Origin of the sequence: Geomobilimonas luticola (genome assembly GCF_018476905.1) — a bacterium.
Classification (GTDB): Bacteria; Desulfobacterota; Desulfuromonadia; order Geobacterales; family Geobacteraceae; genus Geomobilimonas; species Geomobilimonas luticola.
In genome coordinates, this window is sequence record NZ_JAHCVK010000001.1 from 961,599 (window position 1) to 977,482 (window position 15,884).

Consider the following 15,884-nt stretch of genomic DNA (forward strand, 5'->3'; position numbering starts at 1 on the left):
CATTGAATACGCCACAAAACAACGGGATTCGTTTCCACGGTGGGGTTCTGCTGGCATTGCTGGTTGTCACCGCCTGTGTCTATGGCCGGATTCTTGGCCACGAGTTTCTCCATAACTGGGACGACAATATCTACATCACGGCCAATCCGGCCATTCAGGGTTTTTCCTGGGACCATGTCCGTACCGTGTTCAGTACCTACTATGCCGGCAACTATGCACCCGTGCAGATGTTGTCCTACATGGTGGACTACCAGCTCTGGGGATTGTGGCCCGGTGGATTTCTCCTGAGCAACCTGCTGATCCATGGCGTGAATGGGATGTTGGTATATGGCCTGCTGCTGCGCTGGCATAATGATCGCTTGCTGGCCATTGTCGGCGCGTCGGTGTTTCTGCTCCATCCGGTGCAGGTGGAGTCGGTGGCCTGGATATCCCAGAGGAAGAACCTGCTGGCGATGCTTTTTTTTCTGATGGCCTGGGAACGGTACTGCTCTTATCGGGATGGCGAGACGGAAAGACGGGGGTGGGCGTACGCCGCATCGGTTGTCGCGTTTGTCCTGGCTCTTCTGGCAAAGTCAGCGGCGGTGATTTTGCCGGTAGTGCTTGTCGTGCATGACCGATGTTTTGGGATGGGTGTCCGGCGGGCACGTTGGCTGGACAAGGTGCCGTATCTCGCCTTTGCGGGCATTGTTGCTGCCGTTGCCCTGCATAGCCAGTTACCGAACGATCAGGTGATGGGTGAGGGCGGAGGGCGGGCAACCGGTTACCACGGTGGTAGTCCGCTGGCGACCTTTTTTACAATGCTGCCGATCTTCTGTCGCTATCTTGGTCAGTTGGTCTGGCCGTTTGGACTCAGTGCGGAATACGATCCGGCCATTCACAGGACCCCTGATTTAACGGTTATCGGTGCAGGGCTCGTTTTTGCCGGCATGGTCTGGCTGGCGGTGCGGCTCTACCGGAACAACCGCCAATACGGTTTCTGGCCGATATATATTCTCATCGCGTTTCTGCCGGTATCCCAGGTTGTGCCGCTGGTGACTCTGATGAACGACCGTTATTTCTATTTTCCTCTGGTCGGCGCGGCGGCACTGGCCGGAATCGGGGCGGTTCAGCTTCGGCAGTGGCTAGGAGAGCGTCGAAAGGGATGGCTCTATCCGGTACTCCTTGTGCCGCTGGTGTTTCTGTCGTATTGTTCCTTCCAGAGGGCCGCTGTCTGGCGAAACGCGGTAACGCTCTGGCGTGATGCCGTCACCAAAACCACCCACAAGGCGAGCACGTGGGAGCGTCTTGGGGAGGCATGTCACTATGCCAATCAGCCGCTACGGGAGGAGGCGGAACGGGCTTACCGGCGCGCTCTGGAACTTGACCCTAAGTTCGACCTGTCGTGGTATAACCTTGGCGTGCTGCATACCGAAATGGGGGAGTATGACAAGGCGTTTGCATCCCTCGGCTCTCTGCTGAAGAACAACCCGACCCATGTCATGGGACTGGCGGCGCTGGGTGACGTGCATTTTGCGCGCAAAGAATACCTTGCAGCGGAAAGAGCCTACAAGCGGGCCAATTCGCTCCAGCCGGAGGCGATGCAGGTGGTGATGCTCTTGGGGGGGGTGGCTTTCGCGCAGGGGAAACTCGATGAAGCTCGCGACTATTTCCGCCGGGTCGAAGCGCAGTGGCACGACCCGGAGAGCGCATTCCGGCTGGCAACGGTTGAAGCACGCACTCTGCGGAAGGATGAGGCCCTGACATGGCTGGAAACGGCCCTGGCCCGAGGTTTTGCCGATGAGGGGCGCATCGCGTTGAGCCAGGAACTGGCAACGCTACGCGATGACCCGCGTTTTGCAGCGCTGGTATGGAGATACTTTCCCGAGCGTCCGGCAGGAGAATGAACAAGGAGGGATAGGGTGAAGTTATCTGTCGTCATACCGGTCTATAATGAAAAGGACACCATTTGCCGTCTTCTTGATGAGGTACGTTCGGTTCCCATTGCCAAGGAGATAATCCTGGTCGATGACTGTTCCAACGATGGCACTCGCGAGATTCTGACAGGGCTGGCTGACGACACTACCCGGGTGGTGCTGCACGAGCGAAATATGGGCAAGGGCGCTGCCCTTAGAAGCGGTTTCAGAAGGGCTACTGGAGATATCGTGATCATTCAGGATGCCGACCTGGAGTACGATCCCCGCGAGTACCCGAAGCTCATTCAGCCGATCTTGGATGGCAAGGCCGACGTTGTGTACGGGTCCCGCTTCGTAACCGGGGAGTACCGACGGGTACTGTTTTTCTGGCACATGGTAGGGAACAAGTTTCTGACTTTTTTGTCAAACATGCTGACCAATCTGAACCTCACTGACATGGAGACCGGCTACAAGGTTTTTCGGCGACAGGTGCTGGAACGGATAACCATTGAAGAAGACCGTTTCGGTTTCGAGCCGGAGATTACGGCAAAGATCGCCCGGCAGAAACTGAGAATTTATGAGGTTGGTATTTCCTATTCCGGCAGGACTTACCGGGAAGGGAAGAAAATAGGCTGGAAAGACGGCATTTCCGCATTGAGATGTATTCTCAAGTACAACTTGTTGCGGTAGCTGTCCATTTGAACGGTTTCAGGTTGTCGGAGCAGCAATCGATTTCAACTATGGTGGGAGGATATAGATGAAAAACTTTATACTTTTTACGGCAATGACTGTGCTAGCAATCAGCACTCCTGCATATGCCAGGGATGTGGCTACCAGCATTGAGGATATGACGGCCGACCTTGGCGTGCCGGCACAGCACAAGAAAAACAACGGCAAGGTCCTCAAATGCGAGCATAGAGGGACGAAGCAGGTAACACTATCTTCCGACAACGAGACGACAACCTATAAAGCCACGTATTTGAACTGCAGGGAAAAAGGCACGGTGCGGGACGGTATTTTTGAAATCGTCAAGAAGGGGGATGAGGTGGTGGCGAATACTGCCAAACGTTCCGTGAATGGGGAATTGTTCGACGCAGTGCTTGCCAACGACACTGGAAAAGTAAAAACACTTCTCAAAAAGAAGGCAGATGTCAACTATTCCGAAAGCATAAACAAAGCCAAAGGTGGTGCCATAGACGAATGGACGCCGCTCATGTCCGCTGTCATGAACGAAAATACCGAGATGGTAAAGCTGCTCGTCGGAGCTGGAGCATGGGTGAATTACATGAACAGCGAAGCAGTCAATGCCCTTTGGATAGCTGCAAACAAGGGTAACCTCCCTCTAGTGAAATACCTGGTAAGTCGCGGGGCCTATATCGATAATCAAGGTGTAGATGACATGACACCTCTGATGCTGGCTGCAATTAACGGAAACTATGCACTCGCTAAATTTTTGATCAAATCAAGGGCTGATCTTAATTTGAAACATAAGGAAGGGGACAGCGCATTGATGTTTGCCGTATCCCGCGGACATATGGAAATGGCAAAACTTCTCATCGATTCAGGAGCGAATTTGAACATTCAAAACAAGTACGGCATTACTGCTCTTATAATTGCCTCTGTGGAGGGAAATTCTGAAATTGTGGAAAAACTGGTAAATAGCAAGGCCGATCAGACCTTGACGACCGATTTCGGAAAAACGGCGTTGGAAATCGCAACCGCCAAGGGACATACAAAGATAGTTGAACTGCTTACGCAGCACCGGTAGCAGGAATACTCATTCTTTCTTCACAGCATTTCATGCCGCTGCTTTAATCGAGCCGCTGGCGCTAGTCGTCAGCGGTTTTTTTATGCTAGTATCGCAATTGCCTCGTTCTCGTCACATTGTCCTTTCCAACTTTCCCCTTAGAATAGCCGGATACAACAACAGGCATCACATGTCCCCATCGCCTCGCCCCGAACAATACTAAAAAAAACTAATCTTTGTGTTTACAAATTAGAAAAAATTTGGTATTAGTCTCCTACCGACTGACGCGCATTTTCCTCCCCGTCTTGTAAATGCCACTCCTACCCCGCCATAACTTCATGTAGTAACGCAGTCGTGAGGCTGATTCCGACCTCGTGGTCGAGTTGTTTTCTCAATGAACCAACGTCCGGAGGCATACAGATGCTAACCAGATTGCAGAAACTCGTTCCCGCTGCCGTCATCCTGCTGACCATCCCGGCAATTTCGCCGACAACCGCTGCGCACGGGGCCACGGTGCCGGTGGTAACCGTTCTGCCGCCGGTGGCGGAGAATGTCGGTTCGCCCCTTCGTCTCGTGTTCGACAGCAAAGGGAATTTCTACGTGACTGACCCCCGCAAGGGAGGCGTCTCAAAATTCAACTCCACCGGCCAGTTGATCGGGGTGCTGAAGACCCCGAACCTCCCCCAGGGGATCGCCTTCAACGACAGGGGAAATCTGCTGGTGAGCCAGGGAGACGCGGTCGTTATTCTCGATATGGCCGGTACGGAGATCGGCAGGCTCGGATCAGGCGCCGGCCAGTTCAGGAAGGCGAACGGGATCGCGGTCGATGCTGCCGGTTACGTGTACGTGGTTGATACGCTGGACAACAGCGTGAAGGTTTTCACTGCGGCGGGTCAGTACGCGCAGACGATCGGTTCCCGGGGTGCTGGTAACGGAGAATTCTCCCTGCCGACCGGGATAGCCTATGAGAAGTCGACCGACCAGATCGTTGTTGCCGATACGGAGAACGGGCGGGTACAGTTTTTCAATGCCTCGGGCAATCACGAGTTCATCAAAAGCATGGGGACGATCGGGATCAAGCCCCTTCAATTCAAGTCTCCCGTGGGTGTCGCCTTTGACTACGATGCCGCTGGCGGACTGAACCGGATGTACGTGGTGGATACCTATCGGAATGATGTGCAGGTGATGGATCCCTCCGGTGAGGGGGCATACCTCGCCACCATCGGCGGCGACGGCCTGGCCAATGGTCAACTCACTGTGCCGATGGATGTGGCCTTTGACCCGGCCAATCGGCGGCTTGCGGTTGTCAATGGCTACGGTTACCTGACCATGTATGGCATAGACATCAGGAAAAAGTAGCGTCGGGTCCTCTCAACATCGGCAAATAGGGCGCATATCCGGCCTTAAACCTTCATACCAAATCTTTTTTCCGGAGTTAGACCATGGCACGAGCAATGGCAGGTTTGTTGAGTACGTTGTTGAGCGTTCTGCTGTTTGCAGTCACGGCACAGGGGGTTGAATCGCCGCATACGCCGACTCTCGGCTGCACCGGCTGCCATGCACTTATCCCTTCGGGTAGCGGCGGTTTCGAATTCGACATGTCCAATACAGTCGGTGTCAACAATCTCTGCCTTACCTGCCATAACCCGGCGATGATGAACAAGGCGTTCAATCCAAAGGATATAGCCAATCCGTTCGGCAGTACGGACACGGGTGTCTACACAGCAGGCCAGATGCAGACTTCCCACAACTGGGCAGCGCCGGTCAGCGTGCCGGCGGCAGGTGCCAGCACGCCGCTGAACGCGGATATCAACTCCCTCCGTGCAACACGGCAAGGGGTCATAAGCTGTTCAAGTTGCCATTACCAGCACGGCGTCGAGGGGAACAACCTCTTCCGGTTTCCCAATGACCGTGACCAACTCTGCTTCGACTGCCACCGGTCCCGCAACCAGAGGACCCATCTGACCGGTACCCATCCCGTCAACTTCAGCTATACCAGTGCCACCTCGAAGGTCAAACTCAAGCCGGCCGACTATCTCCCCCTGCCGGTGAACGCCAATCCCGCCAACCCTACGGCGGCCATGAAACTGCCGGGGGGGCAGGTGCTCTGTACGACCTGCCACGGCGTCCATTTTACCGATTCCAATGCCCGGACCTTCGATAATGCGTCGTCTTCCACCTTCGGCAGGCTCTCCTCGTCCCGGGGGGATCTGCTGCGGACCGATTTGAGAGGGGGGACGGCCAACGGGATCAACGTCTGCACCAACTGCCATGCCAACAAGACGGCCCACAACAACAAGGGGCAGAATATCCAGTGCGCCGACTGCCATGCCGCCCATGTGGATTCGGGTGACGGTACGGCTCCCAACGTCTGGCTCGTCCGCCGGTACATGAACTACTCGGCCGGGGTTAAGCTGGATTCGTACCGGAGGAAGGTCCTTAACCAGTTTACGGATGCCCAGAGCAACTGGTCCGGTCCCGACGGCGTCTGCCAGGGATGCCATAACGTTCCGGTCGGCGGTGCGTATCCCCCCGAACATGCCAGCACCAATCCGGATCTCTGCCGGTCGTGTCATTCCCACGGCAGCAGGAGCGGCTCCTTCTCGGCAGACTGCCAGGGGTGCCACGGATTCCCGCCGGTGCAGAACACCCCCGGTGGGCCGAACGGCTATGCCAATACTCCCCATAACTATGCCAGTTCACCTGCATTCAAGGACGAATCCAAAACCGGCCATGGCGCCCACGCCGGAAAGGTGCTCCTGAGTTACGGCTGTAACGAGTGCCACGCTGGCAATACCCATGCTTCGGGCAATTTCCAGCAGGTATTCATCGCCAAGACCGGCATCATTGCCGCAACCGGCGGTGCCATTCCCCAGTACGACACAAGCACGGGGACCTGTACCGTTACCTACTGTCACAGCGACGGGAGGCAGACCTACGCCTCTCCGGTATGGACGAACCCCGCCTCCGGCGCCTGCGGCACCTGCCATGCCACGACGCCGTACATTGGTGGCCCCTTTATCAACAGCAACGGCCACTTTGCCCACTTCAGTTCCAATGGCAGTTCCTATGGGCCGATGCTGACTCCGCGGAATGTGAGCGGATGCCAGGCCTGCCACACAGCATTCACCGGCGAGTTCGGTGCGACCCATGTGGACGGGGCCGTTCAGGTCATCTCCTCCTGTAATCCCTGCCACCGCCAGGCGGGTACGTACGTCTGGGCGACGGGGCCGGTTTCCTGTGAAAGCTGCCACACCGGCATTCTGTCCGAGATCAACGGTGTCACGGCACCAGACAAGTCCCCGTTTGCCTCCCTTGGTCATGGCAAGTTCTCCGGCAAGAGCGACCGGTGCCTCAACTGCCACGTACGCAGCGACCGGCACATCACCTCGACCCCGGGAGCCCACGTGACCCGTCTCGGCAGCAGCTATCAGGGAATCGGCCAGAATGATCTCTGCGCCTCCTGCCACAATGATCCGGCCATCGTGACGACCCCTGCCCGGCAGAATATGGCGACCCACGTGACTGCCAAGACTGATCCGCCCCAGCCGGGCGTCTGTTCCGCATGTCACGATGTTCATGGCACCACCAACCTGAACGCCATCAACTCCAGGTTTACCTTCAGCGGCACGTCAACTGCCACAGTGACGTTCACCAATACGTCCACAGGATTTGTGAACAACAAGACCAATCGCGGTATCTGCCAGATCTGCCATACCCGGACCAACCACTTCAAGCGCGACGTGGCGGAAAGTGCCCACCCGGTCAGAGACTGCCTGGCCTGCCATAGTCATAAAGACACGTATGCCTTCAAGCCGAACGGCAACTGCGACACCTGCCATGGTTACCCGCCGGTCTCATCCATGGCCGGTCGTGGCGTAAGCGGCAACTACTCCAGCGCCCGTCCTGAGGTTTTCAATGGCGGTGGTTACGTGAATGGTGGTGGCTCCCATACTGTCTCCGCACATGTCAATCCTGGAGCCGTATGGCAGCAGGCCTGGTCAAACTGCGGTGTGTGCCACGATTCCGCCAGGCATAAGATGGTGATGCCGCTCCAGCAGAAGGGGATCAATGTCACCTTCGACCCGGCGACCTGGACAGACAGCACCATTCCCGCCACGTACTCCGGTCCGCTCAGCGGTACCGGCACGGGACCCCAGGTCACCGGTTCCTGCAGCAACCTCTATTGCCACAGTAATGGTAACGGAGCAGCGCCGAACAATACCGCCTTTACCTGGTCGTCGCCCCGGGGAACCCTGGGCTGCACGGGGTGCCACGGCAACAACGCGGCGAGCAGCAGCCCGATTACGACCGGCAAGCATACTGCTCACATCAGTACCGCCACGCTGGGTACCGGCAACGCCTTCGGCTGTGTGGAATGCCATGCCAAGACGGTCGACAATGACACGCACATCAACAATCCGGCGAACCATGTCAACAGGTTCAAGGATTACTCCGGCGTCAAGGCCGGCGGTAGTTCCAACTACAACACCGCGACCAGGCAGTGCTCGAATATCTACTGTCACTCCAACGGGAACAAGGGGGCGCTGGTCTACAGCAATCCGGCTGCCTGGGATTCCGTCACAACCTATGGCTGCAACGGCTGCCACGGTACCAGCAACGTCCTGGGAGCTCCAGACTATGCCAATGGAGGACTCGGGACAGGCAGTGCCAACAGCCACAATGCCCATACCGCCGGCTACGCCGATACGAGCGTCTGCTCCAGTTGCCACTTCACGACGGCCAGTACCATCGGCGGCAAACTGGTCACCAATTCGGCCCACCTCAACAGGGTTGTCAACGTCGTATTCAATACGGCGGTGGCCGGTACGAACGCGAGCTACGATCCGGCCACCGGTCGGTGCAGCAATGTCACCTGTCACGGCAATGCTCCCATACAATGGGGAGACAAGGCCGGCTGCCTTGCCTGCCACGCCGTGTCGATCAACGGTCGCGCCGCTATCTCACCCCAGTTCAGCGGGAACTCCCACCATGTCCAGGGGGTCACGGCGACGGGTGAACACTGCTACCAGTGCCACTGGGAGGCGAACAGCGACGGCACCATCAATCGCACCTACCACCATTCGAGCACTCCTGGCGCGCCGGTAGAACTGGTGATCTACGGAGCGGGGACAAGACCTTCGACCTACATTGCCGGAACCACGGCCGTCCCGTACACGGCGAACGGCACGAGGGCCGAAATGGCCAAGATCAACACCCACTGCATTGGCTGCCACAACGACCAGAACAAGGCGATCCAACCGTTCGGCGATGGCAAGAGCCCAAGCGCGTATGCCTGGGACGGGAACAGCATCGGTGCGAAATACGGCGATACCGGCACGACCCCGTGGGGCAAGTACAGCGGCGGGAATACCACGCCGAAAAACACCGTGACGAAGGCCTTCTCCGCCCACGGAAACGCCAATGCCAACAAGGGTGGGTGGAATACCAGCGAAACCTGGCCAGACCGGATGGCCACGGTGAACGTCCTCTGCTTCGACTGCCACAACTCACACGGTTCGAACGTAAACGGCACCACCACCAGTTACACGAGCGCCACGGCCAATGGCGGTATCCTGAAAGAAACGGTAGCCGGAAACGGTGGGTATTCGATGACATACAAACCGGCTGCCGGTGGATCAGCTGCCGACCACAACACCTACAATCCAGGTGCCGGTCTCTGTTTCGATTGCCACCTCAATCCATCTGCAGAAACGACCCCGTGGGGATACAATACCACCTTCAGCTCCACGCAGCAGATCATGAATTACTTCGATACGGCCTACTTCGGCAACTATACCTCCGGGCCCGGGCATCGGTATCCTTACAAGGCAGCATTGGGCAACATGGGGGGGCACTTCGGCGCGTCGTCGCCGCTTTCCGTCAACGCCTCCCGATCCATCCAGGGGCTCTGCACGCCCTGCCACGATCCCCACGGGGTCAGTCCGACCCTCGGGACCAACAAGCAGTACAGCGTACCCCTTCTCAAGGGGACCTGGCTCACTTCTCCCTACAAGGAGGATGTGGCAACTGCTGACAATGTGGCGTACAGGTACATGAACGCCAGCGCGAGCGGAGACGATGCGCCACAGCCCTTAGCCGGCACCGCCAACGCGTACCTTGCAGCGAAGAACTCGTACAAGATCGACCAGAATACCTTTGCCTCGGGTACCATCACCGAGACGGACCAGCAGTTCGCGGGGCTCTGTCTCAACTGCCACGCCAAGCAGACCCTCACCAACGGCACGAACCACACCTGGAAAGGCAAGGACCGGGTCCACGAGTCGGTGAAGGGGTGGAAGACCGCTAACGCCACCGTCAAGCACACCTACTCCTGTTCCAAGTGCCATGCGCCCCACAACGCGACCCTGCCGCGGCTCATGGTTACCAACTGCCTCGACGGCCGCCACCGCGGTCAGGTAACATACAACGCCAATGCCGTTACATCCGGCAGTGGCACGGGATCGAAGGGTAACGGGTCCGGAGGGATGCCGGGCTTCTGGGCAGGTGGCAGAGAAGGCGATCGCGGCGGGTACAGCACTTCCTCCAGCGATGCTCCGGCCGTCAAGCCATCCCCGAGTGTCGGTTCCTGCCACGAGGGGAACGACACCACTCAGCAGTGGAACGTGAAGACGCCGTGGGGTTCCACCACTGCAACCACCGGCCCCTCGTTACCGGTGTTGATCACCGAGCCCAATGGCACCTGCTCCAGTTCCTGTACCGTTACGCTGCAGTGGAACGCCTCCACCAACCCGGGAGGTGGGGCGGTGCAGTACCAGGTGCAGGTAAGTTCCGACGCCACATTCGCGACGGTCAACTACTCATCGGGCTGGATCACCGGCACGAGCTATACGCGAACATTGGCTAACGGCACTTGGTACTGGCGCGTCCAGGCCCGTGACGCCGTAGCCACCACCAAGGTGTCGGCATGGTCAACCGTGGGGAGCTTCACACTCTCATCATCCAGTTCCTCATCCACACCCACAATACCTGTGCCGATAGCCGAAGCGGACAGCACCTGTTCGGGGTCGTGCGCAACAACCCTTGCGTGGAACGCTTCGACCATCTCCAGCGGCACCATCCAATACTCGGCGCAGGTCAGCTCCAGTTCATCCTTCTCGACCATCACCGCATCGTCCGGTTGGATCAGCGCCACAAGCTGGACACCGAACCTGGGTGTCGGCACCTGGTACTGGCGCGTCCAGGCGCGCAACGCAACCAGTACGTCGCGTGTTTCTTCCTGGTCGACGGTCGACAGCTTTGTCATCTCAGCCCCGGCAACAGCCAATCCGCCAACGGCACCAGTTCTGGTGGCAGAACCGAATGGGAGATGCTCTAACTATTCAGGTTGTTCCATTGGTATGGCGTGGAACTCCTCCACGAACCCGAGCGGAGGATCGATACAGTACCTGGTACAGGTCAGTTCCAGTTCCTCGTTTTCTTCCATCAAGACTCAATCGGCCTGGCAGTCCGGAACCAGCTGGAATGCCACGCTGCCGAGTGGCACCTGGTACTGGCGCGTCCAGGCCCGGGATGCGGTGAGCCAAAAAACGTCACCCTGGTCCACGGTCGATTCCTTTGTGCTTAGTCGTTATTAAGGGTTATCTCCCGATACCAATGGAAAGGAGGGTGAACATATGAAAAAGCAGGCCTACGTCAAGCCGAGAATCGTTGGTTCAGCAGACGTCCATCCTTGCTGAGAGTCATGGGCTGCGGATTCGTGGCTGAGCGGCTGCACAAAACGTGCAGCCGCTCTTTTTCGTGGTGTGCAATGACGCTTTTCAGCATGCCGTCAGCCTTCCTGTGGGGGGCGCTGATGGAAAAGTACATGTATTTGTGACCGTTTTTGTGGTAGGGTGAAAGGCGGTTTATGAAGGGATATTCTTATCGTGTGGCAGTGGCGGGAAGGAGGAATGCGATGACAAAAATCTGCGGGTTTCTCATGGTCTTTTTACTGTGCAGCGTGGCAACGGCGGTCGGTGCCGAGGATGCCAGGACGGGAACCATTTCCGGCAAGATGAAGATCAAGAACGGGGGGCCGCTGGCGAACGGGGTCGTCTTCTTTTTCAATGAGGCTTCCGGGCCGCCGCCGTCACCTGAAAAATACTGGCGGGTGCCGGATGAGATCGTCGGTACCGATGGTGAAGGGAATTTCAAGGCGGTGCTCCTTGAAGGGAAGTACTACCTGGGGGCAAGCAAGCGAAAATCGGGGCAGGAGGTCGGCCCTCCCCAGGAAGGTGATTATTTCCTGCCGGCAATGGAAGAAAAGGGCGTTTCCAAGACGTTCCATGTGGAGAAAGGGAAGACGGCCGATATCGGCACTATTGCGGAAGCGATTCCTTTTTCCCGGGCAACCGTCAAGACCGGTAGCGGCATCACTGCCATCGAGGGTTCCATTACGGATGCGGAGGGGAAGCCCCTGGAGAGGGCCATGGTGTTTGCGTTTCTCACTCCCGCCATGGTGGGGAAGCCCCTCTTCGTCTCCGAGCGGACGGGCAAGGACGGGAAATACCTCCTCAGGGTCAACCAGGGGGGGGATTACTATCTCAAGATCAGGGACGTGTATGGTGGGGGTGCGCCGAAGGTAGGAGAGATCATGGGGGGGTACGGGCAGGACAAGCCGATGCCGGTTACCGTAAAGACGGGGACGACCGTCAAGGGGATAGACATAAAAGGGGTGCGTTTTCTCGGGCGGGGACCGAATCAATAATAACGTTTTGCAATGATTTTTCTGTATTTACCTTTGTCCCGTTGACACGGTATAATGGCACCGTCTGCAAGATTGCCACTGCTTTTGCCTAAAATGGTCGTACCAATTATGATGGAAGGAGGCACTCCCAGGCGATGAAAAGAAAAAAGTATGTCAGCCCAAGAATTGTGGGGAACGCCGTGGTACATCCCTGCTGATGCCGTCGTGAACTTTGGAGAGAGGCACTGGGACCCCGTTTTCAGTGCCTCTCCATTATTTCAGGTTCTCTGCCATCAATGGAAAAACTCGTGAAACTCGTGAATAAACATTCAGCTGCATGGGTACGCAATGCAATAATGCTTGCGTTTTTTATTGTTGTCTCTCCGTCTGGTGTGCGTGCCGGCGTTATTGCGACGGACACCGTCTGGCAGGGAGAGGTCAGGGTTGCCGAGGATGTGTTGGTGCCCGAAGGGATCACCCTGACCATAAAGCCCGGAACGGTCATCAGGGTCGTTTCTGCGGAAAGCACGAAGACCGATCCCGAATATGTGTCGCCCCTGACGGAGATAACGGTCCGGGGAAGCCTGAAGGTTGAGGGGACGACAACGTCCCCCGTGGAGTTTGCCGGCGAAGAGAAAAAAGCGGGGAGCTGGGCAGGGATCGTGGTCGACCATGGCTCTGCCACCCTTGCGGGGTGTCAGATAGCCCATGCGGAGACGGCGATTCACGTCTTTGACGGGAACCTCCGGCTCAACGACTCGACCATCGGGGAAAACCGCTACGGTGTGGTGGCCCAGGGGGAGAAGAGCGGAATTTCGGTCGAAAATTCCCGTATTGCCGACAATGACTACGGCCTGTTCTCCCTTCAGGGGGCACACGTGGCAACCACTGCCTCTGTCGTCAGGGGGAACAGGAAAAAAGACGTCTATTCTGCCCCTGGCAAGGAATACCGGCCGGAAGTATTTCCTGCCGTTGTCGGGGAACCTCCCGTGGGCAGGACGTATGGGGATGAAGTCGTGCGGGGGGACACCGTCTGGCAGGGGAGGGTCGAGGTTGGCGGGATCGTCAGGGTTCCCGAGGGGAGCAGGCTGATTGTCATGCCGGGAACGATTGTCGAATTCTCCAAAAAGGATACCAATGGTGACGGTATCGGCGAAAACGGCCTCCTGATCCAGGGGCGCCTCATCGCCAAGGGAACCAGGGAGCACCCCATAATCTTTCGGTCTGCCGCAAAAGGGAAACGGATGGGTGATTGGGACGCCATTAACATCATGAATAGTGCCGGGGCCCAGAATCTCATCGAGTATTGCCGGATAGAGCATGCGTACCGCGGGCTCCATTTTCATTTTTCAGCGGTTGTGGTGCAGCAGTCGGTGCTGATGAACAACTATCGCGGTATCCAGTTCCAGGAGTCGTCGGTTGACATAAAGGGGAATCGTCTCTATGCCAATAAGAGTGGCGTCCAGGGAAGGGACTCCGACATAACATTCTCCGATAATGTTATCGCTGACAACTATGTCGGCGCCAATTTCTTCCGCACCAACATCATTGGCCGCGGCAACAGGATCGTGGGGAACTGGAAAGAGGGGATGAGAGTCCGGGAGGGGGTGTCGTCACTGCAGGAAAACCTTTTCGACGGCAACCGGTACGGTCTCATGGTGGCGGATACCTATTACGGCGACTACAGCCGCAATGGCATCACCAACAATCTGGAAACCGGGCTCTCCCTCAAGAATGTCGACAATGTGGAGATACAGGGGAACGTTGTCGCGGCAAATGGCATCAATGGTTTGAATGTCCAGGATAGCCGGGCAATTATCAAGGGGAACCAGATAGCCGACAACGGTGAACGGGGAATGGGGGTTATCTCCTTTGACGGGGTGATCACGGAAAACAATTTCATCGCCAATGGTCTGTACGCCATCGATCTTGACGGACCCAAAGACGTTTCAGCCCCCTCCAACTGGTGGGGTGGTGGTGATGTTGACACGGTTCTTCTCGACAGGAAGGATGATCCTTCACGTGGCCGGGTCGTGTATGAAAAAACGGGCGATGGCCCGTATCCGTTTGCCTGGCCGTTACGGTCCGTGTCGACGGATACGACGTGGCGTGGCGTCATCAACGTCACGACTGCCGTGACTGTTCTTCCCGGTGCCGTCCTGACGGTTGCTCCGGGGACAAAGGTGGTTTTTTCTCCGGGGACCGGCCTTGCCGTTAAAGGCAGAATAATTGCAAAGGGAAGGGATGACGGGAAGATCCTGTTCACGTCGTCACAAAGAACCGGTGCATCCGATTGGGATGAAATCCTCCTTGAATACGCCACCGGCAGCGAGATAGCCCACGCCGTTTTTGAATATGCCACGTGGGGTATTCACTGCCATTTCACCAATCTTTCCATTTCGGACAGTTATTTCAAGCAGAATTATGGGGGGATGCGGTTCAGAAGCGGCCCCGTTCAGGTTAGCCGCTCGGTTTTCGAGGGGAATGTGATCGGCATCAGGGCATACAGGGGAAATGCCGTAATCCGGGAAAACATTATAACAAAGAATGAGACGGGTATTTTTGTCCGCGAACAAGGGGGAGGGTTGACCATTACGCGGAATAACATCTTTGATAACAGCAACTACAACATCCGCGTTGGGGATTTCAATAACGAAGATATCGACGCAAAGGGAAACTGGTGGGGAGCAGGGGATCCGCTTCAGACCATATTCGATGGAAGAAATGAGCCTGGCATAGGAAATGTCCTGTTCGAGCCCCCCCTCAAGGAACCGGTGAAGCCGGGAGGCAGGGATCTGTCATGAAGTGGGTGGTTCTGTTCAGTGTGCTGTCGATGGCAGTCTGTGTCCTCGCCTTGTCTCTCAATGGATTTGCTGTGGAAACCTCCCTGCTGAAGGTGCAGGTCCTCGATAGCGAAGGAAGGCCTGCCGAGGGGGCCAAGCTGTTTATCTATGGCAGCTCGAATGTGAAACGGCAGGCCGACTTTATATCGCCGATGTCCGGCAGCGACGGGCGCATGCTGATTACCTTGCCGGCAGGAAAATACTGGGGAGTGGCACGGCTGAAAAAGGATGGCAATTACGGGCCGCTCATGCCGGGGGACAAGCATTCGGGAGAACCGGTCGAAATAGAAATGGAAGCCGGCAGGGATACCGACGCCAGTTTTGTGGTCGCCGATATCCGCGAGGTCGGCCAGAAGAAGCGTGCCGATGCTGCCGATTCGGTGAGGTTGTGGGGTCGGGTCGTGGACGCCCAGGGGAATCCCGTTGCCAATGCCTATGTCTTTGCCCACAGGGCAAAAGACGTTGACTATGTTCCTGACTATCTCTCGGCATGGACCGACGAGACGGGCAATTACTCCCTTTCCATCCCTGCAACGGGAAGATACTTCGTTGGAGGTGCCCGGCAATTCCCGCTCACGTCGAAAATCACCGTGGCGAAGGAGATTGGACCCGCGCCGGGGAAATCAGATATTGCCTTGGATATTCAATTAATAGTATATTGATTGCTGTAGTATTGTACTCAACAATTGTTACACGTGTCGCAAACCTAGATG

8 protein-coding genes are annotated in these 15,884 nt (G+C 56.8%); all 8 read left to right on the forward strand.

Going from position 1 to position 15,884, the window contains the following annotated elements; translation table 11 throughout:
- The first annotated feature begins 2 nt into the window (after nucleotides 1-2).
- The 8 genes from KI810_RS04475 (at nucleotide 3) to KI810_RS04510 (ending at nucleotide 15,833) form a co-directional block, all read left to right on the forward strand.
- Nucleotides 3-1,883 (forward strand): tetratricopeptide repeat protein, encoded by a 1,881-nt coding sequence (locus KI810_RS04475; RefSeq protein ID WP_214174257.1) that lies wholly within the window; start codon nucleotides 3-5, stop codon nucleotides 1,881-1,883.
- Nucleotides 1,884-1,898: 15 nt separating this feature from the next.
- On the forward strand, nucleotides 1,899-2,582 hold the full coding sequence (locus tag KI810_RS04480; protein WP_214174258.1) for a glycosyltransferase family 2 protein: 684 nt from the start codon (nucleotides 1,899-1,901) through the stop codon (nucleotides 2,580-2,582).
- A 67-nt stretch (nucleotides 2,583-2,649) separates the two neighbouring features.
- Nucleotides 2,650-3,660 (forward strand): ankyrin repeat domain-containing protein, encoded by a 1,011-nt coding sequence (locus tag KI810_RS04485; RefSeq protein ID WP_214174259.1) that lies wholly within the window; start codon nucleotides 2,650-2,652, stop codon nucleotides 3,658-3,660.
- Between the two features lie 399 nt (nucleotides 3,661-4,059).
- Entirely contained in the window at nucleotides 4,060-4,998 is a 939-nt protein-coding gene (locus KI810_RS04490) for an NHL repeat-containing protein (RefSeq protein ID WP_214174260.1), read from the forward strand.
- Nucleotides 4,999-5,081: 83 nt separating this feature from the next.
- Nucleotides 5,082-11,237 carry a CxxxxCH/CxxCH domain c-type cytochrome gene (locus tag KI810_RS04495; protein WP_214174261.1) on the forward strand — a complete coding sequence of 2,052 codons (6,156 nt, stop codon included), beginning with the start codon at nucleotides 5,082-5,084 and terminating at the stop codon, nucleotides 11,235-11,237.
- 320 nt (nucleotides 11,238-11,557) lie between these two features.
- Nucleotides 11,558-12,349, forward strand: a complete 792-nt coding sequence (locus KI810_RS04500) for a carboxypeptidase-like regulatory domain-containing protein (RefSeq protein WP_214174262.1) — start codon at nucleotides 11,558-11,560, stop codon at nucleotides 12,347-12,349.
- 335 nt (nucleotides 12,350-12,684) lie between these two features.
- Nucleotides 12,685-15,132, forward strand: coding sequence for a right-handed parallel beta-helix repeat-containing protein (locus tag KI810_RS04505; RefSeq protein WP_214174263.1), 2,448 nt, complete (start codon nucleotides 12,685-12,687; stop codon nucleotides 15,130-15,132).
- Entirely contained in the window at nucleotides 15,129-15,833 is a 705-nt protein-coding gene (locus tag KI810_RS04510; RefSeq protein ID WP_214174264.1) for a carboxypeptidase-like regulatory domain-containing protein, read from the forward strand. The genes KI810_RS04505 and KI810_RS04510 overlap by 4 nt, the downstream gene beginning before the upstream one ends.
- The last annotated feature ends 51 nt before the right edge of the window (nucleotides 15,834-15,884 follow it).

Excerpts from the sequence above, each read along its gene's own strand:
- KI810_RS04485 (WP_214174259.1), top strand. The coding sequence starts at position 2,650 with ATGAAAAACTTTATACTTTTTACGGCAATGACTGTGCTAGCAATCAGC.
- KI810_RS04510 (WP_214174264.1), top strand. The coding sequence starts at position 15,129 with ATGAAGTGGGTGGTTCTGTTCAGTGTGCTGTCGATGGCAGTCTGTGTC.
- KI810_RS04500 (WP_214174262.1), top strand. The coding sequence starts at position 11,558 with ATGACAAAAATCTGCGGGTTTCTCATGGTCTTTTTACTGTGCAGCGTG.
- KI810_RS04505 (WP_214174263.1), top strand. The coding sequence starts at position 12,685 with ATGCTTGCGTTTTTTATTGTTGTCTCTCCGTCTGGTGTGCGTGCCGGC.
- KI810_RS04495 (WP_214174261.1), top strand. The coding sequence starts at position 5,082 with ATGGCACGAGCAATGGCAGGTTTGTTGAGTACGTTGTTGAGCGTTCTG.
- KI810_RS04490 (WP_214174260.1), top strand. The coding sequence starts at position 4,060 with ATGCTAACCAGATTGCAGAAACTCGTTCCCGCTGCCGTCATCCTGCTG.